This is a genomic window from Actinocorallia sp. B10E7, from assembly GCF_039871655.1.
Lineage (GTDB): Bacteria > Actinomycetota > Actinomycetes > Streptosporangiales > Streptosporangiaceae > Actinocorallia.
This window is the reverse complement of the sequence record NZ_JBDPLZ010000020.1, coordinates 1-23,232: the sequence shown is the minus strand read 5'-3', so window position 1 is coordinate 23,232 and position 23,232 is coordinate 1. Positions and strand designations below refer to the sequence as shown.

Here is a 23,232-nt window from a genome sequence, read left to right as displayed (position 1 = left end):
GTATTCGACGAAAGGCCGACCCGAGATGATCTTTGGGGTCCGCTATCGACTGCGATCAGATCGCGGTGGCCACCTTCCACGCCGAGTGCATCGCGCCCTCGATGTAGTCGACCTCGGCGGCGTCGCCGACGATGTGGACGTCGACGTCGGCCCGGGCCAGTTCGTCGGCGAGCGGCGCCGCCGCCGAGACGCCCGACGCCACGACGACCATGCTCGCCGGCGCGGACTGCGACTTGCCTTCGGCCGTGAACTCGACGGTCTTGGGGGTGATGCGCTCGACGGTCGCGTTGCGGTGGATGTCCACGCCCAGCTCGTTGGCGTGCTTGACGGCGGTCCAGCGGCGGGGCATCGCCATCGGCACACCGAGCTGCCGGCCTTCCTCGATCAGGGTCACCCGGCTGCCGCGCTCGGCGAGGAACTCCGCGAGCTCGAGACCCACGAGCGATCCGCCGATGACGACGACGTTCTTGCTCATCGGCAGGAACTTGAGGAACCTGCGGCTCAGGCCGCGAATCTTGGCGGGGCTCTTCGTGATGCCCAAGAGACCGCCGAGCCTGCCGGCGACCCGCAAGAACAGCGACTGGTCCGAGACGTCGCCGGTGCCGGTCATCAGGCCGCGCAGGCTGTCACCGGTGTGCACGTGGGGCAGGTCGCCGCCCGGAACGCTCGGACGCGCACGCACGGCACCCGTGGCGATGACGACGGTGTCGGGCGCTAGGGCCTTGATCGTCGCGGTGGTGGCATCGGTCTTCAGCCGGATGTCGACACCGGCTCGCCGCACCTCCTGGCCGAGCCAGTTCAGCAGGCGCTCGTTGTCGGGGGTGGTCAGCGTCGAGAACCACAGCGTTCCGCCGAGACGATCGGCCTTGTCCAGCAGGGTGACGCGGTGGCCGCGTTCGGCGGCGACGCGGGCGGTCTCCATGCCGCCCGGTCCGGCACCGACGACGACGACGTGCTTGCGGGTCACGGCGGGCGGGAACGGCAGCAGCGTCTCGTTGCCCAGTGCGGGGTTGACCGCGCACAGCGGGGTGTCGTCCCAGAAGTTCTCCTGCACGCACACGTAGCAGTTGATGCACGGGCGGACCTGCTCGCTACGTCCGGCCTTCAACTTGTTGACCAGTTCGGGATCGGCCAACATCTGGCGGCCCATCGCGACGAAATCGGTGCGGCCCTCGGCGATCATCCGTTCGCCGACCTCGGGCAGCATGCGGCCGACGGTGATGACCGGAATCGACACCGCGCGCTTCACGACCGCGGCGTTGTCGGTGTAGAAGCCGACCTTGTCGGGCAGCGGCCCGTCGGTGAAGTTCGCGAATGCGTTCAGCGCGGTGCCGGTGACGTGGATGGCGTCGGCGCCGGCCTGCTCGAACATGGCGGCGGCACGGGCGGCCTCGTCGGGCGTCAGCCCCTCGGACTCGCCGTACTCCTGGCCCGCCAGACGCACGATGACGGCGAGGCTGTCACCGACCTCTTCCTTGACCGCGCGGATCACCTCGCACGACAGCCGCGCCCGGTTCTCGAGCGACCCGCCGTACTCGTCGGTGCGCTGGTTCGAGTAGCGGCTCAGGAAGCCTCCGAGCACGTAGTTGTGGGCGCAGTGGATCTCGACGGCGTCGCCGCCGGCGGCCTTCACGCGGCCCGCCGCCTCCGCGAACATCCGGACCAGCCACTCGAGGTCCTCGTGGGTGGCCTCACGATGGGTGGCCTTCTTGCCCTCCTGGATGGCGGCCATCTTCCCGAGTTCCTCGGGGGTGCAGTCGATCATCGCGCTCATGTCGCCGGGAGGCTTCGGGACGGACGGCACCAGCTGCGGACGGCCGTCGAGCGTGTCGATCCGGGCGACCTTGCCGTGGTGCACCATCTGCACGCACAGCTTGCTGCCGGCCTCGTGGACCGCGTCGGCCAGCGCCTTGAGGCCGGGGATGAACCGGTCCTCGGACAGGCCCGGCTCCTTGCGACTGGTGCAGCCCGCCGGGTACGCGACCGCACAGCAGCCCGTGATGATCATTCCGGTGCCGCCCTCGGCACGGGCCGCGAAGTGAGCTATATCGCCCTGCTCGATCTCGCCGTCCTCACAGAGGTTCATGTCCATCGCGGGGAGGACGACTCGGTTGGCCAGCGTGATCGGCCCGATCTTGCCGGGCGAGAGGAGGTTCGAGAAAGTCTGCTGTTGGGTCACCACCAGCCGGAAGCTATTTCGCAACGTTGATCGCTTGTGACGCCTTCCCGCTCAGCGGGACACCCCAGGGGCGAAACCCGGGTGCCACGACGTGGAGGTCAGACCATGTCTGGTCTGACCATCCGACCCATCACCCTGGTCTGCAGATCAGCTGTTCACAGAGCTTGGGACTCGGTCCTTCGCCGGTGCCCTCGACGGTGGTGTGGTGGCCATTGCGGATCCCACGGTCGCTGTTGCCGTGCCTGCCGATGCCAAGCACACGGTGGAGCCGACCAGGGATCTTCCCGATGCTGAGGGACGGCCTGATGACGGCGGAGGCTCTCGCGGGCGGCGTAGCCGTCACCGACCTGCAGGGTCTTGTCTACGACATGTTCCAGAACAAGTGCGGCGGCCTCCGGGCCGGCCGGCTGCGTCAGGGCTGTGGCGGCATGGGACGGCAGGCGAGGCATCCGGGGGCACAGCTTGACGAAAGAGGACGAAGCGGTCTATGTGACAAGGGCTGAGACAGAGAACGAGGAGGGCGCATGACGGATTCGTCCGAGAGAGTCACCGTTTCGGTGGCCGATGGGGTCGCCGACGTCCGGCTGAACCGGCCCGAGAAGCGCAACGCGCTCGACCCGCAGACGTTCACGGCGCTCGTGGCGACCGGAGAACGGTTGAAGACCGAGCCGGGCGTGCGGGCGGTGGTGCTCTCCGGAGAGGGCCCGGACTTCTGCGCAGGCCTGGACTTCACCGCTTTCCAGGCCATGCGGGACGGGCAGCCGCTCTTCGCACCCGTCCAACTCCCGCCCTCCACCGGACCTGCGCGGGCCCTCGCCCAGCGCGCGGTGTACGTGTGGACCGAACTGCCCGTCCCGGTGATCGCCGCAGTGCGCGGCAACGCGCTCGGCGGAGGCCTGCAGATCGCGCTCGGTGCCGACATCCGGATCGTGAGCCCGGACGCCCGACTCAGCGTGTTCGAGGTGGCGTGGGGCCTCATCCCGGACATGACGGGCACACAACTCCTGCCCGAACTCGTCAGCCGAGACGTCGCGAAAGAACTGACCTTCACCGCGCGCATCGTCGACGGCGAGGAGGCCGCCCGCATCGGCCTGGCCACCCGCACCGAACCCGACCCGCTCGCGGCGGCGTTCACCATGGCCCGCGAGATCGCCCAGCACAACCCTGACGCGATCCGCGCCGCGAAACGGCTGCTCGAACTGGCCGGACGCACCGACCTGGCGTCCGGATTCGCCGCGGAGCAGAAGGAGATCGCCGCCCTGATCGGCAGCCCGAACCAGGTCGAGGCCGTCGCCGCCAGATTCGAAAAGCGCCCACCACGCTTCAAGGACACCTGATCGAGCGGCCGATCCCATGAGGCTGAGGCCCGACGTGCGGGCCTCACCACCCTCCGCGAGGACCTCGGGCTTCATCTTCAGCGATCACGCAGGGTGATATCAGAACGAGTCCTGAGATCAACATGGGCCACTCGGTCAACGGGCCCCGGATGGTTTCCTCGCCTTTAAAGAGAAGCCACAGCGCCCGCCTTTACAAGTGGATTCGCACCCTTGCCCCACTATCGCGGAGTCCTGCCTACACCGCTGGAAGCGGCTGGACTTGATCGACCGGAGACTGAAGGCTCCGAGTCCAGCGGCGGTCGAGTCCGCTTCGCTCAGTCGTCCGCCACGAACCTCATGAACCGCGACCACCCCCCACGCCCGACCCCGAAGTCAGGACGTGTCACATCCCTGGAGTCCCGTACGTGGACGGCCTGTTCGACGACCGCGACCTCCGCACGGTCTTCACCCTGGCTGCCGCTGCAGGGAACACGATCACCGAGCCATCCTTGTCGTGGGCGATCTCAATCGCCACATCTGTCGTGCGGCTGTTGACCGTGACGCCGTCTCCCAGTTTGTGAATCCGGTGTGCCGCGCTCATGAGGCGATCGACGTCGCCGGCCGTGAAGACGGGTAGCAAACCGTTCGGGCGTGCCAGCTCCAGTGCTGACAGGCGTACCAGGACGGCGGCGATGCTCGACTCCAGTTCGTCCAGGCGCTGCTGATCGCGCTTGAGTGCGCGGATGAAGTTCTCGAACGGATTGCCGGGGTCGCTCTGGGCGTGCTCGACGGCCTGGAGGATGACGACCCGCCGCTTCAGTGCGATGGCCAGGGAGGCGAGTTCGAGGTGGGTTCGGAACGTGCCGCCGTGGTCGTCGATGCCGGGGAACGACTTGGTCAACGTGCCGAGTTCGACGGCCTTGCCTTCGGGTAGTTTGTCGAGCGCGCTCTGCCATCGAGCAAGGCGGCGGTCGGCTTGCCCAGCGCCGTGTTGATGGCATGCACCGCCGAGTCGAGTCCCAGCGAGACACCGAGCTTGCCCTGGTCGAGCAGAATGGCAGTGGCTTTGTCGATGGCGTCGCGGCAGCCGCCGAGTTCGCTGTGCTCGGCCTCGAGCATCTCCTCCTGAAGTTGCTCCAGCAGTTCCGTGATGTGTTCGATGGCCTGCTGGCGCTTGTGGTCGGCGTGCGCGCTCACCCCCAACGCCACGGCCATGAGCACGAGCGGAGCGGCCACGGTGAGCGCCGTGCCGCCGGCGGCCACGGCGAGTTCGGGTCGGGTCCGGGCGTGCCGAAGCCGAGATTCCCGCCGTTGGAGCCCAGTTCCCGCAGGTCCAGGCCGGCGCAGAAGGCTTTGCCGTTGCCGGTGAGCACGATCGCGTCGACCCCGGGATCGGTGTCCAGCTCCGCGAAGGTCTGGAGGAGCGCCGTCATCAGCGCTGTTCAGGGCATTGCGCGCCTCGGGGCTGTTGAGCCGGACCAGCGCGACCGCGCCGAACCGCTCCACGATCACGACGTCCCCGGTCTGCGGCTCCTGGGCCGTGTCGGTCATGGGGAACTCCTCGTACTTCAGGCCCCGCAGGGCGATGGAACACGCCGATCCTGGCAAACCCAGCACAGATACGCCGTCGCCGACCAATGCGAATCGCGATCGCGCCCTCCGGGAACACTCCAGGACCACTGGAGAAGTCGCGTTCGAGGACGTCCCCGACACGCAAGGCCGAGGTCTGGTCCTGCGCGACCTCTCCGAATGCCTCGGCCCCGAACTGATGGGCGAGTTCCAAGCCTGGGCGGCGAGAACCCACTTCTGGTGCGAACTGCTCGCTCAGTTCGCCTACGCGATCACCCGATACCAGCAGCTGAAAGGACTCCTCCCCTCGGCGGTCGAGAAGACGCTCGCCGCAAGAGAGACCGCCCCTCCGCCGGAAGGACCGGACGGTTCGGAGATCACGGGGATCGCGGTCCATGCGACCTGGCGGTACGTGCTCGAAGCCATGGCCGTGGTCTCGGGAGTCCCTCCCGTCCCGCTCCTTGAGAGGGGGGAGACCATCCTCTGGCCCATCAGAGTGATCGCCGTCCTGATGTGTCCGGACGCGTCACGCCATGAAGCCGTACGCGAGCACTGCTGGGCCCCGATACTCCGACACGGCGAAGCGTCGGTCCGCCAGGAGGTACGCGACCGCCTGGCCCAGGTCTTCCCCGACGACCGATGGTTCGCCCGGTTCGAGACACCTTCCTCAGCACCCGCAGCGGCGACGGACATGTGAACGAAGCACGCCCGGGGCCTGCACACGAGGACAGCGGAACACCGGCTCGTCCGTCCACGGACACGGCCCGCCGTTACCGTGAACCGGCGGGCCGTGTCCGTGGACCTGGGCGGGACCGCACGGTACGCCCTCAGGCTCGGAGGCCTCGGCATGGACCGATCGGATCCCGTGCGGCTCCGGTCCGCGATGGACTCAGGACGCCGGGAGGCGGGCGTCGAGCCAGGCGACGATCTCGTTGAGGACCTCGGCCTGCTCGGGCTCGTTGTGGGGTTCGTGGTAGAGACCGTCCCAGACGCGGAGGGTGAGGTCGGTGGAGGCCGCGTGGTCGCGGACCAGCTCGGAGGCGCTGACGGGCATGAGCCGGTCGTCGCCGCCGTGCAGGACCAGCAGCGGCAGGGTGAGGCGGCGCAGCCGGGCGGGCATGGCGGTGGCCGCGGTCAGGATCTCGGCGCCGGTACGGGCGACGATCTTGCCCATGTGGTTGAGCGGGTCGGCGCGGTAGGCGGCCACGACCTCCGGATCGCGGCTGACCGCGTCGGCGTCCAGGGCGAGGACGCCCAGACCGGGCAGGAGGCGGGACAGCACCGGGGCGAACGCGCGCTGGACCGCGTTGGACGCGCTCGTGTCCAGCGCCGGGGCTGAGATGACGGCGCCGGCGACGCGGGGGTGCGGGTCGCCGGTGAGGTAGGTGAGGGCGACCAGCCCTCCGAGGCTGTGTCCGTACACGAACAACGGCACCTCCGGGTGCTGCCGGGCGGCCGCCGTCACGAGCTCGGCGACACCTCCGACGGTGGCGTCCATGCTGCCGATGTCGCCGCGCCGGCCGGGCGAACGCCCGTGCCCGGGGTGGTCGACGGCGTAGGAGGCGTAGCCCGCGTCCGCGAGCCGTTCGGCGACCCGTTCGTAGCGTCCGCCGTGTTCGTGCGCCCCGTGCACCAGGATGACGACGCCTGCCGGCTCGTCGACGGTCCACCCTTGCCAGTACTGCCCGGAGCCGGTCCGGCCCTGCACAGGATCCACGAGCGCTCCTCTCCAAGACGAGCCGCCTCGCCTTGCCGGTCTCTCCGTTTCGTCGAACGGTACAGGTCCAGCGGCATGGCCGTCCCGTCCGTCCGCCCTCGACGGCGGCCGGGCCGGACTGGGGATCGCGCTGTCGTCGTCCTTCAAGGTCATGGAAGCCGAAAGGCCGTACGTTTACACCGAGACCACGGGAGGGGGAACTCTGGCCTCCGCTCCCGACAGGGTGCGCGGGTTCCAGATGGCCTTCAAGCGCATCGGCGCCAAGGCTCTCAACGAGGGCGATACCGTGGCCCTGAGCGGGATCAGGGACAGCAAGCACCCCGAGGCTCCGCACCTGACCGTGAGCCGCTCGGCTCTGGCCGCGCTGGTCCAAGGCGTAAAAGACCGCTAGCACGGGGACGAACCTACCCATGAACGCCAGCAGCGCTCCCATGATCGAAACCATGAACACGCTGGTGGACGGATGGTGCACCGCCAGGGACTCGAACCCCGGACCCGCTGATCAAGAGCCTGCTCGACGCATGAGCTCCGGGTACTGACCGGTGACCGGCTGTGCTGCTTTGTGTCGTCTTGGAGCTTTTCGCTGACTCCATGGTGCCGGGCAATGCCAGATCTCGATACCGCCGCATCCGCTGGATGCCGTTCGGCGAAGGAGAAGGCGTCGGCGAGGACCAGCGGCTTTCCAGGGGCGTGTGCACCCAGTCGCGCAGGAACGCCGTCAGGTCGCGGGGCGGGGAACATCAGCATCCCGGCCCTGCCCGCTTCGCGGCACATGGACCTGTCGACGATCTTGCGTGTCTCCCGCTCCTCGTCGTAGGGGCTACCTCGGTCTTGATGAAGGAGCGCACGGTCCGGCGGAACGGTTCGTGCTCTTCTCCGTACACGGTTTGGGCGGTTTTCGGGATCGGCTTCAGCGGCGTCGCCGCACCGTCGGCCGCTGAAGCCGATGACGCCATCGGCGTCGGTTCGGGAGGAGGATCGGCCGACGGCTCGGCGCAGCCGCCGGCCGATCCCCGGCTTTGGAGAGGCGGGCCTGAGCCGGGCTCAGAACCTGATCAGGCCCCGGATGTTGAGGCCGTCGCGCATGTCGGCGTAGCCCTGGTTGATGTCCTCGAGTGCGTACTCCCGGGTGATCAGCTCGTCCAGCTTGAGCTGTCCGGTCCGGTACAGGTTGAGGAGGCTGACAATGTCGTGCTGCGGGTTGGAGGAGCCGAACAGCGAGCCGCGGATCTGCTTCTCGTACAGGGTCAGCTCGAACAGGGAGGCGTTCACCGTCATGCTCTCGGGGTGGCCGACGGCCGTGACCACCACGCGTCCGCCCTTGCCGACCAGACTCAGGGCCTGGCCCACGTACTCGCCCTCGGCGACGTCGGTGGTCAGCACGCAGACGTCGGCGAGACGGCCCCAGGTGAGCTCGCTGACCAGCTCCCAGGCGTCGTCGGCCGAGGCCGCCGTGTGCGTGGCGCCGAACTCCCGCGCCTTGTCGCGCTTGAACTCCACCGGGTCGACCGCGATGATGTGGCGCGCTCCGGCGATCCGGGCGCCCTGGACGGCGTTGACGCCGAGGCCGCCGACGCCCATCACCACAACGGTGTCGCCGGGACGCGTCTCGCCGGTCCGCACCGCGCTGCCGTAACCGGTCGTCACGCCGCAGCCGACGAGCGCGGCCTTGTCCAGCGGCACGCCGCCGTCGACCTTGACCACCGACGCCATCGGGACCACCGTGTACTCCGAGAAAGTCCCGAGCACGCACATCTGGCCGAGGTTCTGGCCGCGGGAGTGGAACCGGTAGGTACCGTCGAGCTGCGGGCCCAGGACGATCGCGCCGCCCAGGTCGCACAGGTACGTCTTCCCGCGCGCGCAGTACGAGCATCGGCCGCAGGCCGGCAGGAAGCTGAGGACGACCGGGTCGCCCTCCTGGACCTCGGTGACCCCGGGGCCGACTCCGGCGATGATTCCCGCGCCCTCGTGGCCGCCGACCACCGGGAACGGGATCGGAATGTCGCCGGTGACGAGGTGCTCGTCGGAGTGGCACAACCCGCTCGCGACCATCTTGACCAGGACCTCGCCCTCCTTGGGCGAGTCCAGCTCGACCTCCTCGATCTCCCACTTCTCGTTCAGTCCCCACAGGACCGCGGCTTTGGTCTTCATGTGATTGCTCCTCGTGGTGTTTCTCGCGGTGTCCGGTCCGTCAGGGACGTTCGGGTGTCCAGGTGGCGGGCAGGCTCTTGATCCCGTTGATGAAGTTCGCGACCAGGAAGTCCGGCTCGGGGGCGCGGATGTCCGGGATGCGGGTGTAGACCTCGGTCAGCAGCGCCTTGAGCATGGTGCGCGCGAGGGCGGCGCCGAGGCAGAAGTGCGGTCCGCCGCCGCCGAAGGTGATGTGCGGGTTCGGGCTGCGCAGGATGTCGAAGGTGAAGGGGTCCTTGAAGACCTCCTCGTCCCGGTTGCCCGAGCAGTACCAGAGGACGACCTTGTCCCCGGCCTTGATCTCCGAGCCGCGCACGGTGATGTCGCGCGTGGCGGTGCGGCGCATGTGCAGCAGCGGGTACACCCAGCGCAGCACCTCCTCGACCGCGCCTTCGACGCGGCCCGGCACGTCCTCCAGCAGGAGCGCGCGCTGCTCCGGGTACTTGGAGAAGGCGTGGATCGCCTGGGCCGAGGCGTGCCGCGTGGTGTCGTTGGCCGCGACCGCGAGGAGGACGAAGAACGCGGCGATCTCCTCGTCCTTCATCTTCTCGCCCTCGAACTCGGCTTGGACCAGCCAGGTCATGAGGTCGTCGCCGGGGTTGTCCCGGCGCAGCGGGACGAGGTAGGCCGCGGTCTCGTGCAGGTCGAGCACGGACCCCGCGAACAGCTCGAGCCCCGTCTGGTCGCCGCAGACGTCGGGGTCGGGCCAGGACAGCAGCCGCTGGGCCGCGTCGATCGTCTTGGCGTGGATCTCGCCCGGCGGCAGGCCGAAGAAGCTGCCGAAGATCCGGCCGGGCAGTTCGATCGAGACGAGCTTGACGAAGTCGCCCTCGCCGAGACTCGCCATCTCCGAGACGAGGTCGCGGGCGTGGCCGCGGATCCAGCCCTCGAGCCGCCGCATGTTCTTCGGCTTGAACGCCTCCATCGTGATCCCGCGCAGCTGGGTGTGGCGGGGCGCGTCCATGGCGATGAACGACTGGGCGATCTCGGTCATCTCCGGAGTGAAGTCCTCCATGGTGATGCCGCCCGCCGAGGAGAAGATCTCCGGATGGCGGCTGGCCATGCGGATGTCCTCGTGCTTGGTCAGGGACCAGAAACCGCGGGTGTTGTCGTCCTCGGGGAGCAGGTCGGACTCGGCCGGCCGGCTCCACGGCACCGGGTTCTCCCGGCGCAGGACGGCGAACGCCGCGTCCCGTTCCTCCATGGACTGCGCCCAGAAGGCCCGGGAGCTGAGGTCGATGTCGCCGTGCGTCGTCTGCACGGGCAGGTCTGGGGTGGGCATCGGGGGGGTCCTTTCCGGATCAGACGACCGCGGCGAAGCGAGGATCGGCTGATCCGTTTGCGGGGGTCCGGGGGTCGCCCCCCAGATCTGAACGGTCAGGCGTTGATCAGGTCCTCGCGGCCGCCCGCGCGCAGCATCTCCTCGTAGCGGGGGAAGAGCTTCTTGGTGACCGGGATCAGCTTGAGGATCTTGGGCACGGGTCCCTTGGCGCGCACCTGGCCCTTGGCCATCGCGACGGGCAGGTTCACCTTGCCGAGCCAGAACCGGTTGCCCATGTCCGCCGACATGAACAGCTCGACGGTCGGGGAGAGGTCGCAGGGGCCCGCGTAGACCTTCCGGTTCGGCATGTCCACGGTGATCTGCGACTCCGGGTCGGTGTAACCGACGCGCAGCACCACTCCGGAGGCCGCGAGTTCCGCGGAGAGCTCGGTGTCCTCCATGGCCTTCTCGAAGATCCCGCCGAGGTAGACATGCACCTCGGAGGCGTCTTTGAACACACCCATGTCTTGTTCCTCCTTCTTCCGGGCCGGTACGTCCGGCCCGTTCCGGCGCCTCGAACGTGACCTGCGTCATACGGCGCCGTGTGCTTCATCGTGAGGTCGGGAGGACGGCCGCGGCGACGGTCGCGAGTGCCAGACCGTGGCCTGCGCGGGCCGTTCTCCGGCCCGCGCACGGCCCGTCCACGCCGGTTCAGTCCTGGATCTTGATCGCCCCGGCGGGGCACATGGAGGCCGCCCGCCGGACCCTGGGCTCCTGGTCCTCGGCCGGAGCAGGATCGAGCAGGACGACCTGTTCGGTCTCGTCGGACAGGTCGAAGACCTCGGGCGCCGCGAGCAGGCACTGGCCGTGCCCCATGCAGAGATCAAGATCGACGGTCACGCGCATCGTGGTCCTCCCCGGGACGGTGTAGCTGGTGGCGTCGAGGAGTATGGGCGCGCGACGGGACGCGGGCAGCGGTCAGCGCGTGCCAGGTTTGGCCCCGCCGTTCCACCCTTCCGCGGCGCCTCCACCCGTCCTGCGGCCGGGCGCGCTCAGCGGACGGGGACCTCGCATGTGGCGACGAGCCCTCCGCCGGGCCGGTTGTCGAAATGCACGCTTCCGCCGATGGCCTGCAGGATCTGCTGAACGATCCACAGCCCGAGCCCGGCCGTCCCGTGCCGTCCGCCGAGGCTGACGAACTTGCCCGTGATCTCTCCCAGGTGCTCCGGCGGGACCCCCGGCCCCCGGTCGGACACGCTGACGACCAGCGTGCCCTGCTCTGTCGCGGCGCGCACCTCGACCGGCTCGTCCCCGCTGTGCCGGGCGGCGTTCTCCAGCAGGTTGATCAGTACTCTCCGCAGCCGCTGGGCGTCGATCCGGATCGGACCGGGGTCGGCGGGCAGTTCCAGCCGCAGCCTCGGCGGTCTCAGCCCCACTGCGTCGCCCGCCGCGAGCAGGAACTCCCTGAGGTCGACGGAGCGTGTGCGTCCCGCGCCGAACTCCGGGGCCCGGCTGGCCGCGACGTCGCCGAGCGCGTCGAGCATGTCCGCGAGATGCTCGACGTGCTCGGCCGCCAGTCGCAGGCCGGCCCGGCGGTCTTCTTCTGACATCTTGGCCGACGGCTCGGCGAGCATTCGGGTGAGCGCGCCGAGGGAGGACACCGGGGTGCGGAACTCGTGGAGGATGACGCGCAGCCCGTCCTGCTGGGCCTGGTAGGCGTTGAGCAGCCTGGCCCGCAGGTCCCGTTCCTCCTCGGCGGCGGCGTGCTCGGCCTCGGCTTCGACCCGCGCGAGCAGACGCGCGTGCCGCTCCCGCTCGGCGAGGATCGACAGGCTTCCGCCGAGCGCCGCGATGAAGACCAGGTAGGCGGCCCACCAGCCGGCCTGGAATCCGCGCTCACGCAGCGGGGCCCAGCCGTCGTCGACCCACAGGGCGATCATCGTGTAGGCCGCGGCCAGGACGGCCGTGAGCAGGAAGGTGGCCCACGGGCCCAGCCGGATCGCGGCGGCCACCACCACCAGGACCAGGATCGAGACGGCCGGGCTCGCCGCGCCGCCGGTGGACCCGACCACCAGCAGGGCGAGCGTCGCGTCCACGACGGTGAGCACCCAGGCGGCCCGGGTATGGCTCAGTTCCCACCTGAGGTTGAACACGCTCGCGCAGGCGTATACGAGCGCGACGGCGAAGATCGTCAGGGCCGCGGTCAGGTGCCGGCGCGACGCGTCGGGACCGGCCAGCAGCAGAACACCGATGGAGAGCACCACCAGCACCCGCACCGACGCCACGATCCATTCGAGCCGGGTGGGCCGCTCCCCGCCGGACCCGGCGGGGAGCGGCGATCGTCCGCTGGTCATGGCAGCCCCTCCCAGATCACCCTGTCGCTCATCGGAAACCTCGGGGTAACGTGATGGCGATGACAGGCAAGAAGTATGTCGTGATCATCGTCGATGACCATGCCCTGTTCGCGCAGGGGCTCGCCCTCCTGCTGGCCAACCGGCCGGGCGGCTGCTTCGAGGTGGCCGGCCACACCACCCACGTCGAGGAGGCCGCGTCCCTGGCCGCGGCCTGCCACGCCGACCTGGCGATCGTCGACCTCACGATGCCGCCGCTGGGCGGGCTCGTCGCGATCCGCCAGATCAAGAAGCGCTGCCCGCAGACCAAAGTACTCGCCCTGTCCGGCTCCGACGACATCGAACTCGCCGACCGGGCGCTGCGGGAGGGCGCGGACGGCTATCTGCCCAAGACCTCGGACCCGGACGCGCTGGTGGCCCCGTTGCAGGCCCTCGCCTCCGGCCTCCACGTGCTCGACCGCCCCTTGCTGGACGCCCTGCTCGCAGGCTCTCGGAGAACGCGCTCCGAACTCTTGGACAAGCTGACCTCCCAGGAGCTCAGACTCTGGTTGTTCCTGGCCTCGGGCATGGAGACGGCCGAGATCGCGCAGCGGATGCTGGTGTCCGAACGCACCGGCAAACGCATGGTGGCCTCGCTGCTGCACAAGATCGGCGCGGCGAACCGGATCGAGGCGGCCGGCATGGCCGGGCGTCTCGGCCTGCTGGACGATCTGGCCCTCCAACCGGAGAACGGCCAGGCTCACTGAGCCCCGTGTGCCTCGCGCCTTGGCCCTGAGGGGCCAGCGATGGCCTGTCCGGCCATGGTGACCGCCGCTCGCCGGTTGCCACACTCGCCATTGCCCGTCCGGAAGCCGCCTCAGGCTCCGAACGACCCAGGCAGAAAGGCGATCCTGGATGACCACCCCACAGATCCGACCCCCTGAAGAACTCCGTCCGCTCCTGGACCGCGCGCCCCGGAGCATCATCATCGGCGGCCGGGCCGCGGGCGCCGCCGAGGGCGGAGAGATCGAGACTCTGGACCCGGCGACCGGAGAGGTGCTGACCCGGATCGCGGCGGGCACCGCGGCCGACGTGGACCGCGCCGTCGCCGCCGCGAGCGCCGCCTTCCCCTCGTGGCGGGAGCTCAGCCCGGACGCCCGCGGCCGGCTGCTGTCGGACCTCTCCGTCCTGATCGAGGAGAACGCCGGGGAACTGGCGATGCTGGAGACTCTGGACAACGGCAAGCCGATGACCGAGTCGCTCTACCTCGACGTCGGCCTGGCCGCCCAGTCCTGGCGCTACTACGCCGGATGGCCCACCAAGCTCAGCGGGCAGACGCCGCCGATCTCCCCGATGGTCGGCCAGTCGTTCGTGTACACCCGGCGGGAGCCGCTGGGCGTGGTCGGGGCGATCGTTCCGTGGAACTTCCCGCTGCTGATGGCCACCTGGAAACTGGCGCCCGCGCTGGCCGCGGGCAACACGGTGGTGCTCAAGCCCTCGGAGATGACGTCCCTCAGCGCCCTGCGGCTGGTCGAGCTGGCCGCCGAGGCGGGTTTCCCGCCCGGGGTGATCAACCTGGTGACGGGTTACGGCCACCAGGCCGGCCAGGCGCTGATCGAGCACCCCGGCGTGGCCAAGATCTCCTTCACCGGGTCGACGGCCACCGGCCGCCGCATCGTCACCGCCAGTGCCGGCAGCCTGAAGAAGCTGACGCTCGAACTCGGCGGCAAGTCCGCGAACATCGTCTTCCCCGACGCCGACCTGGCGCTGGCCGCGCAGGGCGCGCTGACGGGGATCTTCCTCAACCAGGGGCAGGTCTGCTGCGCGGGTTCGCGGTTGATGGTCCACCGCGACGCGCACGACGACCTGGTCGGCGAACTGGAGAAGGCGGCCCGGGAGATCCGGCTCGGCCACGGTCTGGCGGACGACACCGAGATGGGCCCCCTGGTCTCGGCCACGCAGCTGGAGCGCGTCATGCGCTACGTCGAGTCCGGACGCGACCAGGGCGCGACCCTGGTGTGCGGAGGGGAGCGGCCGGACGGCCCGCTCTCGGACGGCTACTACCTGCGGCCCACGATCTTCACCGACGTCCGCGACGACATGGCCATCGCCTCCGAGGAGATCTTCGGCCCGGTGCTCTCGGTACTGACCTTCGACGACGAAGAAGAGGCCGTCAGACGGGCCAACTCCACCGAATACGGGCTCGCGGCCGGCGTGTGGACCAGCGACATCAAACGTGCCCACCGCGTGGCGCACGGCCTGCAAGCCGGAACCGTCTGGGTGAACACCTACAACATGCTCGACCCGGCCGCCCCCTTCGGCGGATACAAGGCGTCGGGATACGGCCGGGACCTCGGCGAGGAGTCACTGCTCGGCTTCACCCAGACCAAGTCCGTCTGGGTCGGCCTCGACTGAAGTAAGGATCGACATGCACAGCACCATGCAGGACTTCCCCCTGTCCATCAGCTCGATCGTGCGGCATGGGACGAGCGTGCACGCCGACCGGCAGGTGATCACGGCGACCGGCGACGGCTTCCGCCGGAGCAGCTATGCGGAGCTGGGACAGCGGGTCGGACGACTGGCCAACGCGCTGCGCCGGCTCGGGGTCACCGCCGGACAGCGTGTGGCCACCTTCCAGTGGAACAACCAGGAACACCTGGAGATGTACTGCGCCGTGCCCTCCATGGGCGCGGTCCTGCACACTCTCAACATCAGGTTGTCCGCCGAGCAGATCTCCTTCATCGCCGACCATGCCGAGGACCAGATCGTCGTGGTCGACCTGTCGCTGGCCCCGCTGCTGGCGGGGGCGCTGGCGGGGCTGCGGACGGTGCGCACCGTCATCGCGGTCGGCGAGGGGGACCTCGGCCCGCTCCAGACTTCGGGCAAGACCGTCCTGCGCTATGAGGAACTGCTCGCCGCGGAGTCACCGGAGTTCGACTGGCCGGAGGTGGAGGAGACCTCGGCCGCCGCCATGTGCTACACGAGCGGCACGACCGGGGACCCCAAGGGTGTCGTCTACAGCCACCGGTCCACCTACCTGCACTCGCTCGCGGCCTGCACGGTCAACGGGCTGTCGGTGGGCCAGTCCGACCGGATCCTGCCGGTGGTGCCGATGTTCCACGCCAACGCCTGGGGCCTGCCGTACGCCGCCCTCATGGCGGGTGCCGAACTGCTCCTGCCGGACCGGTTCCTGCAGGCCGGGCCGCTGGTGGAGATGATCGAGCGGGAGCGGCCGACCCTCGCCGGGGCGGTGCCGACGATCTGGAACGACGTGCTCCAACTGCTGGAGAAGGAGCCGGGGCACGACATCTCCTCGTTGCGGATGGTGGCGTGCGGAGGATCGGCGGTCCCCCTGTCGATGATGAAGGAGTTCGAGCACAAATACGGCGTGCCCATCATCCAGGCGTGGGGCATGACCGAGACCTCGCCCCTGGCAGCGGTGGCCCGTCCCCCGGCCGGCATCTCGGAGGACCGGCACTGGGCCCAGCGCACCACCCAGGGCCGCGCGATCTGCGGCGTGGAGATCCGCATCGTCGACGACGCGGGGAACGTCCTGCCCCACGACGGCGTCACCGTCGGTGAGATCGAGGTGCGCGGGCCGTGGATCACCGGCTCTTACTACCGCGACGACAGCACCGACAAGTTCGATCAGGGCTGGCTGCGGACCGGCGACATCGGCCACATCGACCCGCAGGGGTTCATGACGCTGACCGACCGGGCGAAGGACGTCATCAAGTCCGGTGGCGAGTGGATCTCCTCGGTGGAACTGGAGAACCTGCTCGCGGGACACCCGGCGCTCCTGGAGGCCGTCGTCGTCGGAGTGCCCGACGACAAGTGGCAGGAACGCCCGCTGGCCGCCGTGGTCGTCAAGGAGAACGCGTCCGTCACTCCCGAGGAGCTCAGGGACTGGCTGGAGGACAAGGTCGCCCGCTGGTGGCTCCCGGAGCGCTGGACGTTCATCGACCAGGTCCCCCGCACCAGCGTGGGCAAGTTCGACAAGAAGCTCCTCCGCAGCCGTTACGCGGAAGGGGCCTACGACGTCCTGACCATCGGCTGATCTCCCCGTCCTGGTCACCGCCCGCCCACGGCGGCCCGGTGACCAGGACGTTCAGGAGCCGGCGCGAACAGAGGACGAGCCGGGAACGATCAGATTGATCTGCCCCAGGTGCGGCATCACGCCGACACTCCGGTGTTCCACGCGGTGTTCAAGGAGCGAGTCGGCCGTGTTCGAGGTAGCGGGTGGTGCCGTCGGCGCGGGCGGCTTTGCCGTGGTGGAGACGGCGGGCGAGGCGTTCGACGGTGAGAGTGCGGGCGCGCTCGACGTCGTGGAATTCGATGGCGGTGATCTCGGCGGGGTCGAGTTGGATCTCGGCCAGGTGGTCTTGGGTGAGGATGCCGCCGTCGAAGACGTAGAGGAGTTTGTCTCCTTCGGCGTCGTCGGGTGCCCAGTCGGTGAGGAGAAGGCGGCCGATGGGCGGTGCGATGCCGAGTTCTTCGTGGACCTCGCGTGCGGCGGCTTGGGAGGGAGTTTCGCCGTGTTCGACGTAGCCGCCGGGGATGTCTCGGTAGTCCTTGTAGGAGGGGACGACGAGGAGGACACGGTCCTGGTCGTCGAAGAAGAGGACTCCGGCTGCCACGACGGGGCGGGCGAAGCTTGCGGTCGGGTCCGTGGTCACGGGATCGACTTTAGAAGGGTCAGAGGGCTTTCATACGGCGGGCGAGTTCGGAGAGCTCGCGGCTGCGTTTGCCGACGCGGGTGGTGCGGAGGCTCAGCATGACTCGGCGGCTCATGACGCGGATGGGTGTGGCCGGGACGGTCGAGCGCCAAGCGCGGACGTAGTCGCGGACCGCGCGGCTGTGAACCTGGTGGCCGTGTTCGCGGAGTTCCCGGCAGAGCTGTGCGGCGTTGGTGCAGCCCTTGTTCCAGCGTTGCAGGAGGTAGGCGGCGTGGCCGTCGAGGAGTCTGGACAGCGGCCGGTTCCGGTGTCGACCAGGAGTTCCTCGGGCATGGCGACGTGGGCGAACCTGCGGAAGGTGTTGCGGGCCAGGCCGAGGGAACGTGCGATGGTGCGCAGGTCCTGGCCCTGGGCGAGGAGGTGGTGGATGGCGGCGTGACGGTGGCGGACACGTTCAGCGAACGGCCCGGTCCGTAGTTCGGCCCGCTGGCCGGGGTCGGGCTCTGCCGGGACGGCGGGCGGGCCCGGTCGGGTTGTTCGGGGGCGGAGGTAGGGCGCGCAGTTGGTCACGATGCCGGGCGACGACGCGTTCGACGGCGTCGCCCAGATTGCTCCACATGTGCCAGCGATCAGCGACCTGGATCGCCTCAGGGGCACCGCGGGAGGCGCCTTCGGCGTAGCCGCCGGCACGGTCCCGGCAGATGACCTCGACTCCGGGATGGCCCTTCAGCCACGCGGCCAGCGTGTCTGCCGTCCGATCGGGCAGCACGTCGATGGGACGGCCGGCGGTGGGGTCGATAAGGACAGTGCCGTAGGTATGGCCACGCCGGAGCGCGAAGTCGTCCACGCCCAGCACGCGCGGGCCCGTGGCCATAGCCGGGTCGGGAAGGCCGCGGATCATCCTGACCAGCGTCATCCGGCTCACCGCCGCCGCGAGTTGCTCGGCCAGACGAGAACCTGCTCGGCCGCCCAACGCCGACGCCACCTCGCCCAGAACCGTGCGAAGCCCGACGCTGCGACGGCCGTAACGGCTGGTCAGCCCGGGCACCTGCTCGACGAAGGTCCTCTTCGGACACGCCTCAGCGCGGCACAAGAACCGCCGGACCTCCAGATGAATGACCGTCTCCTGGCCACCGGTCGCGGTATCACACAGCCGCCGCTCATACCGGCTGTGCACCCGCCGAGACACCAGCCGCAGCCCGGGCAGTCGGCCTGCACACTGCCTGTTCTCGTCCAGATCCGCACCGACCGTCCCGACCTGAAAACCCTCTCCACAGCCAGCGCCGCCTACTCATCAGGTCTCTCTCGCAGCCACCAGACCGGGCCCTATCTGCTCATTAGGCTTATCAGGGAGCCGAGGCCGCGGTCGTCATCACCCCGTACAAGGTCAGGAACAAGCCCGCAGGACAGAAGCAGGCCAACCGCTCGCACGCCAAGCTGCGCGGGCCCGGCGAGCGCGCCAATGCGCAGCTGAAGTCATGGCGCATTCTGCACAAGCTGCGGTGCAGCCCCGGCAAGGCCGACCCCCTGGTCAAAGCGATCGCCGTTCTGCAGAACCACCGAACCGCTCAAGCCGCCCGAGGATGAAAGAGGCTCAGTCCCTCTGATTCCTCGAATTTCCCTCCCGAATTCTCACGGATCAGAAAGAGGGGTGCAGCGGGGTCGGTCGGCTCGTAGATTTATGGCGGGAGATGGAGGCACGGTTGAACGATCGGCGTCGTCGACGAATTTCGGTCCCACTGATCACCGTGGTGATCGCGTTGTCTGCGGCGGGAATAGCCGCCCTGGCATGGAAGAACTGGGATTCCGATGTCGTCGGGGGGGTTTCGGCTGCGGTCTCACTCTCAGCCGCGGTGACCGCTTGCTGGGTGCAGTGGGCCTCCTACAAGAAGATGGCGCCGTCGCGGACCTTGACGGCCGTCGCCCGCGAACTCGCGGCAGTGGTCAAAGCGGAGCTAGACGCGGAGGCGGCACGGCAGGAGACCGATGCGCCTTGGCGGTTGCCCGTAGGGTTCACGGGCGCGGGCGGCGTCCAGAGCCTCGGAGTCGGTTGGACGGACCTCGAACGGACCGCCCGCACCGCTCGGCCCCCTTTCCACCGGCGGATCTCCGCCATCCGCAGTCCGCGGGAACTGCGAGGAACCCTTGAAGACATCACCAGGACCTTCACCCGGATCCCCACCGCGCGTCTCGTCGTCCTCGGCGAGCCGGGCTCGGGAAAGACCACCCTTGCGTCACACCTCGCGCGTCAGCTCCTCGATGAGCGCCGTGCCGACGGGCCGGTGCCCGTCGTCTTGAGCCTCGCCTCGTGGAACCCCGAGGAGCAACCGCTCGCCCAGTGGATCGTCGGCAGGCTCACCCTGACCTATGGAGGTCTCGGTGCTCCTTACGCGGAGCGTGAGGGCACGACCCTCGCCGAGGCGCTGGTCGAGGATCAGCTGATCCTCCCAGTGCTCGACGGGCTCGACGAACTCGACCCCGCGGTTCGCGGTTTCGCGATCGCCGCCCTGAACGAGGCGTTGCGGCCGGGAATGCCGCTGGTCCTCACCAGCCGCACCGTCGAATACGCCGCAGCGGTCGACGCGGCCGGCGGTGGCCTCCCCGTACGGCTCAGGGGAGCGGCGATCATCGAGCTGGAGATCCTCTCCACCGATCTGATGATCGACTATCTGCGGGCGGGGGCCTCGGGGGAGGCCTCGGCCCAACGCTGGGAGCCGATCTTCGCGCGCCTCCGCGAGGACCCTGCCGCCCCGGTGAGCAGGGCCCTGGAGACTCCGCTGATGCTCGGCCTCGCCCGGTTCCTCTACAATCCCGTCCCCCGGCATGTCAGGGACGGCACAGTGCTGCCCGACCCGGCCGAGCTCCTTGACCCCGGTCGTTTCCCCACCGCCGACCGGATCAAGAACCATCTGCTCGGCGCGTTCCTCACCGCGGCCTACCGGCGCCCGGTCGGAACCGATCGGCGGATGCGCGCCGAACGCGACGTCGAACGGGCCCGCATGAGCCTGTCCGCGCTGGCGGCCGAACTCGACCTTCGCCGCACGCACGACCTCGCCTGGTGGCAGCTGCAACGCGCGATCGGAGATCCGCGTGAGTTCGACCGCTGGTTCATCACGGTCGCCTGCTACCTGGTCGTCCTCATCTTTGAGGACGCGTTCATCGCCCTGCTCATGGCCGTGGTCGCCTTCGTGACCGCCAGGTACGGCTCTCGTGTCGTACCCATCGCGGTGGCCGACGGCCAGCCCCGCCGGGTGGTGCTGCGCCTGCCGACCGCCGCATCGCTCCGGGTCAACGTCAGGCTCGCGCTGGTCAGCGGCCTGCAGATCGGGCTCGCGGTCGGCCTCCTGCTCGGGGTCCTCACCGGCTGGCAGGAGGGGTGGGCCGCTGGCTTGGGCAAAGGCTGGCACGCCGCGCTTCTGGCCGGTGCGCTCACTGCGGTCGGCAACTGGCTGCCCGGACCGTTGCGCGCGATGCTGAACTTCGACTCGCCCGCCGACATCGCCTTGGCCACTCCCCGCCGAGCACTCGCCTGGGATCGGCGGCTCGCGTTCCTCCAGACATTCGAAGGTCTCGTCTCGGGCACCGTGCTCGGTCTGGCGCTGCAGGTCCTCCCCGCCTACGGGCTGCCGCTGGGCATCGTGGTCGGTTCCCAGGCGTTTCTGACCAGCGCGTGGGGTCGTTTCCTCCTCGCGCGCCTCTGGTGGCGGATGCGGCGCGGCACTCCGCTGCGCCTCCTGGCGTTCCTTGAGGACGCTCAGCGGCGCAACGTGCTCCGGCAGGTCGGACCGCTGTTCCAGTTCAGGCATGTGCTCTTGGAGGAGCGGCTCCGCCCGCCGGTCACCGGGCATGATGAGGCCGTCATCGCCATGGCGTTCCTGCCGGACGGCGTCCGTGTCGTGGCGGGCGGCGCGACCTACCGGGTCCTGGTCTGGGACGTCGCCGACCGCATGAATCCCGTCGTGGAGAGCTGGGTCGGTCATGAGCCGGAGCACAACCTCACGCCGGTGATCTATGCGCTCGCAGTGAGCCCGGACGGCCGGCTCCTAGCCACCGGCACGATGCTGTGGAGCATCGGCCTGTTCGACCTGTCCGACCCGAGCAGGCCGACCCAGCTGTGGACGTTCGACCAGGCGCATCGGGGCGCCGTCGTCGGGCTCGCCTTCTCCCCCGACGGGAGCACCCTCGCGAGCTGCGGTGCGGACACCGACGTGCGGTTGTGGTCAGTCAACGAGGGCGTTCTCGAGCCTCTGTCCGTCCTGGAGGCGCATCGGGAACCGACCCGCGCCGTCGCCTTCGACCCCGGTGGGACCCTGCTGGCAACGGCCGGGCGTGATGGCCTCGTGCTTCTCTGGGACATCTCTGACCTCGCTCGCCCGCGGCTGCTCCATACCCTGGAGGCACAGGTCGGCTGGGTTCTCTCGATGGAGTTCGACCCCTCGGGCACCGTCTTGGCGGTCGGCGGGCAGGAGGCGGTGACCCTCTGGAGCCCCCAGGAGCCCGAACTGCTCTCATGGACGGCGGTCCACGCCGCCCAGGCCGTCGCCTTCAACGCCCCCGGTACCTTGCTGGCTACCGGCTCCGCAGCCGGCGGAGCCAACATCTGGGACGTCTCCAACCCCACCTCCCCCAGGGCCCTCATCCAGATCCCCGACGCGGGCCACGTCACCAGCGTCGCCTTCCACCCCGCCGAGGACTTCCTCGCCCTCGGCAGCATCGATGGCGCCTTCCATCTCGTAGAACTGGCCTCACACCTCAACCGCTGAGACCGCAGGTCTCCTGGTTCCCGACCATTCCCACGGCTCGCGCGGCGCGTTCTTCGCAGGGACTACGACCGGGAGAACCGAGGGTCTTCGGGAAAGGCCCCGCTCAGGCGATCACGGACCTCTTCCCGAACCTCGGTCCGGCCCTCCCTGATGATCGGTGCCAGGCAATGCTCGCGTACGGCTTGATGGCGTGAGGCGTCCGGGCACATGAGAACACCGATCACGCGAATGGACCAGATCAGTGCCTGGGGATCGCAGGCTCCCGAAGCGACGACCAGGCCTTCGAAGAGATATCGCCAGGTCGCATGAGCGGCGATTCCGATCGGTTCGCCGTGCTCCAGTCCCTCTGGCCTGGAAGCGGCGTCTCGCAAGAGGAGCGCCCTTACCGCGGTGGGTGCGATGGTGTTCTTGAACTGCTCATACCGGCTCAGCGCAAAGGCGAACTGAGCCAACAGATCACACCAGAAATGTGATTCTCCGGCCCATGCACGGAACCTTTTCCACCAACCCGGACGGTGTAGCTGATCACGGCATGGTCGCGGGCGGTACGGCGGGCCGAGAACGCGAAGAAACCCCTGGTAGGACGGTTGATCTCTCACAACCCTCCGCCCCACCAGAGGCTTCGGATGCTTTTCCATTTCGGGCATCCCAACCTACGGCCTTTACGTCGTAGATCAAGATCAGAACCCTGAGGGGAACGACAAAGCGCACCGAAATTCAAAACCACGCGAAGTTCGTTTGAACACGGAGCCCAGCGAGGCCTCGTTGACCGTGAACCCACTGGTCAGGGATGAGATCGAGGGTCAGCGGTCAGAACCGGTCGGCACGTTCGGGGCCGCGGTCAAACGACGGTCACAAAGCCGAGAGGCCTGATCACTCTGTGAGCGATCAGGCCTCTGACCTGCTGCTTTACCGTCGGGACGACAGGATTTGAACCTGCGGCCCTTGACCCCCAGCCGAGTTCTGCTGTTCATCACTCGCCTTGAGCCCCCCGCTGACCCAGCCCACGATCAGATATCGACCAGACCCCGATGACGCCCGACCGGTCCCCCGCTGGCCACGCCCTGCCTTCGGCATGAGCGGATGCCTCTCGCTGTCCGGAATCTTCGGGATGCTCCTATGTCGTGTCAAGCTGCGTGCAGGCCTTCCTCGCTGAGGGTGTTTGCCCTGGTCAGGATCTTGAAGATCTCTCGGGCGATGTAGCGTTTCAGGCAGCGCATGATCTCTTTGG

General features: G+C 68.9%; 20 protein-coding genes and 1 pseudogene. 8 read left to right on the top strand and 13 right to left on the bottom strand.

All coding sequences use genetic code 11. The features are described from left to right. Positions 1 to 55: 55 nt before the first annotated feature. Positions 56 to 2,182, bottom strand: a complete 2,127-nt coding sequence (locus ABGB12_RS34595) for an FAD-dependent oxidoreductase (RefSeq protein ID WP_347684711.1) — start codon at positions 2,180 to 2,182, stop codon at positions 56 to 58. 521 nt (positions 2,183 to 2,703) lie between these two features. Here ABGB12_RS34595 and ABGB12_RS34590 point away from each other — a divergent pair. Beyond that, entirely contained in the window at positions 2,704 to 3,516 is an 813-nt protein-coding gene (locus tag ABGB12_RS34590; protein ID WP_347684709.1) for a crotonase/enoyl-CoA hydratase family protein, read from the top strand. Between the two features lie 382 nt (positions 3,517 to 3,898). Here ABGB12_RS34590 and ABGB12_RS34585 read toward each other — a convergent pair whose 3' ends face one another. The 3 genes from ABGB12_RS34585 to ABGB12_RS34575 are packed head-to-tail and all read right to left on the bottom strand — an operon-like array spanning position 3,899 to position 4,928. Further along, on the bottom strand, positions 3,899 to 4,396 hold the full coding sequence (locus ABGB12_RS34585; protein ID WP_347684707.1) for a hypothetical protein: 498 nt from the start codon (positions 4,394 to 4,396) through the stop codon (positions 3,899 to 3,901). Then, complete coding sequence (locus tag ABGB12_RS34580) at positions 4,393 to 4,710, bottom strand: hypothetical protein (protein WP_347684705.1); 318 nt, start codon at positions 4,708 to 4,710, stop codon at positions 4,393 to 4,395. The genes ABGB12_RS34585 and ABGB12_RS34580 overlap by 4 nt, the downstream gene beginning before the upstream one ends. Then, entirely contained in the window at positions 4,689 to 4,928 is a 240-nt protein-coding gene (locus ABGB12_RS34575) for an enoyl-CoA hydratase-related protein (RefSeq protein WP_347684703.1), read from the bottom strand. Before ABGB12_RS34575 ends, ABGB12_RS34580 begins: the two co-directional genes overlap by 22 nt. Positions 4,929 to 4,963: 35 nt before the next feature. On the opposite strand from ABGB12_RS34575, the gene ABGB12_RS34570 reads away from it, so the two are divergent. Further along, positions 4,964 to 5,761, top strand: a complete 798-nt coding sequence (locus tag ABGB12_RS34570) for a hypothetical protein (protein ID WP_347684701.1) — start codon at positions 4,964 to 4,966, stop codon at positions 5,759 to 5,761. A gap of 192 nt (positions 5,762 to 5,953) precedes the next feature. On the opposite strand, the gene ABGB12_RS34565 is transcribed toward ABGB12_RS34570, so the two are convergent. Next, positions 5,954 to 6,781, bottom strand: a complete 828-nt coding sequence (locus tag ABGB12_RS34565) for a lysophospholipase (RefSeq protein WP_347684699.1) — start codon at positions 6,779 to 6,781, stop codon at positions 5,954 to 5,956. 151 nt (positions 6,782 to 6,932) lie between these two features. Between ABGB12_RS34565 and ABGB12_RS34560 the strand changes: the two genes are divergently transcribed. Continuing rightward, complete coding sequence (locus ABGB12_RS34560; protein WP_347684697.1) at positions 6,933 to 7,172, top strand: DUF397 domain-containing protein; 240 nt, start codon at positions 6,933 to 6,935, stop codon at positions 7,170 to 7,172. Between the two features lie 653 nt (positions 7,173 to 7,825). Here ABGB12_RS34560 and ABGB12_RS34555 read toward each other — a convergent pair. From ABGB12_RS34555 to ABGB12_RS34535, 5 genes are all read right to left on the bottom strand, one after another. Continuing rightward, positions 7,826 to 8,932, bottom strand: a complete 1,107-nt coding sequence (locus ABGB12_RS34555) for an NDMA-dependent alcohol dehydrogenase (RefSeq protein WP_347684695.1) — start codon at positions 8,930 to 8,932, stop codon at positions 7,826 to 7,828. A 40-nt stretch (positions 8,933 to 8,972) separates the two neighbouring features. Further along, positions 8,973 to 10,253, bottom strand: coding sequence for a cytochrome P450 (locus ABGB12_RS34550; RefSeq protein ID WP_347684693.1), 1,281 nt, complete (start codon positions 10,251 to 10,253; stop codon positions 8,973 to 8,975). Positions 10,254 to 10,348: 95 nt separating this feature from the next. Then, positions 10,349 to 10,756 (bottom strand): sterol carrier protein, encoded by a 408-nt coding sequence (locus ABGB12_RS34545; RefSeq protein ID WP_347684691.1) that lies wholly within the window; start codon positions 10,754 to 10,756, stop codon positions 10,349 to 10,351. A gap of 187 nt (positions 10,757 to 10,943) precedes the next feature. Beyond that, positions 10,944 to 11,138: a ferredoxin gene (locus ABGB12_RS34540; protein WP_347684689.1), complete on the bottom strand. Its 195-nt coding sequence runs from the start codon at positions 11,136 to 11,138 to the stop codon at positions 10,944 to 10,946. A gap of 146 nt (positions 11,139 to 11,284) precedes the next feature. Then, positions 11,285 to 12,586: a HAMP domain-containing sensor histidine kinase gene (locus tag ABGB12_RS34535; RefSeq protein WP_347684687.1), complete on the bottom strand. Its 1,302-nt coding sequence runs from the start codon at positions 12,584 to 12,586 to the stop codon at positions 11,285 to 11,287. A gap of 59 nt (positions 12,587 to 12,645) precedes the next feature. On the opposite strand from ABGB12_RS34535, the gene ABGB12_RS34530 reads away from it, so the two are divergent. The 3 genes from ABGB12_RS34530 (at position 12,646) to ABGB12_RS34520 (ending at position 16,619) form a co-directional block, all read left to right on the top strand. Next, a complete protein-coding gene (locus ABGB12_RS34530; protein WP_347684685.1) occupies positions 12,646 to 13,329 on the top strand; it encodes a response regulator transcription factor in 684 nt (227 codons plus the stop codon). Between the two features lie 148 nt (positions 13,330 to 13,477). After that, positions 13,478 to 14,977, top strand: coding sequence for an aldehyde dehydrogenase family protein (locus ABGB12_RS34525; protein WP_347684683.1), 1,500 nt, complete (start codon positions 13,478 to 13,480; stop codon positions 14,975 to 14,977). Positions 14,978 to 14,990: 13 nt separating this feature from the next. Further along, entirely contained in the window at positions 14,991 to 16,619 is a 1,629-nt protein-coding gene (locus ABGB12_RS34520) for a long-chain fatty acid--CoA ligase (protein WP_347684681.1), read from the top strand. Positions 16,620 to 16,767: 148 nt separating this feature from the next. On the opposite strand, the gene ABGB12_RS34515 is transcribed toward ABGB12_RS34520, so the two are convergent. Together ABGB12_RS34515 and ABGB12_RS34510 are read right to left on the bottom strand one after the other, a co-directional pair. Next, positions 16,768 to 17,238 (bottom strand): NUDIX hydrolase, encoded by a 471-nt coding sequence (locus ABGB12_RS34515; RefSeq protein WP_347684679.1) that lies wholly within the window; start codon positions 17,236 to 17,238, stop codon positions 16,768 to 16,770. Between the two features lie 454 nt (positions 17,239 to 17,692). After that, positions 17,693 to 18,415, bottom strand: coding sequence for an ISL3 family transposase (locus ABGB12_RS34510; RefSeq protein WP_347684677.1), 723 nt, complete (start codon positions 18,413 to 18,415; stop codon positions 17,693 to 17,695). A gap of 179 nt (positions 18,416 to 18,594) precedes the next feature. Here ABGB12_RS34510 and ABGB12_RS34505 point away from each other — a divergent pair. Next, positions 18,595 to 18,825: pseudogene (locus ABGB12_RS34505) on the top strand (transposase family protein); the annotation flags it as partial. 266 nt (positions 18,826 to 19,091) lie between these two features. After that, positions 19,092 to 22,001, top strand: a complete 2,910-nt coding sequence (locus ABGB12_RS34500) for an NACHT domain-containing protein (RefSeq protein ID WP_347684675.1) — start codon at positions 19,092 to 19,094, stop codon at positions 21,999 to 22,001. Positions 22,002 to 22,063: 62 nt separating this feature from the next. Here the strand turns inward: ABGB12_RS34500 and ABGB12_RS34495 are convergent, their stop codons facing one another. Beyond that, positions 22,064 to 22,453, bottom strand: a complete 390-nt coding sequence (locus tag ABGB12_RS34495) for a hypothetical protein (protein WP_347684673.1) — start codon at positions 22,451 to 22,453, stop codon at positions 22,064 to 22,066. Positions 22,454 to 23,232: the final 779 nt, after the last annotated feature.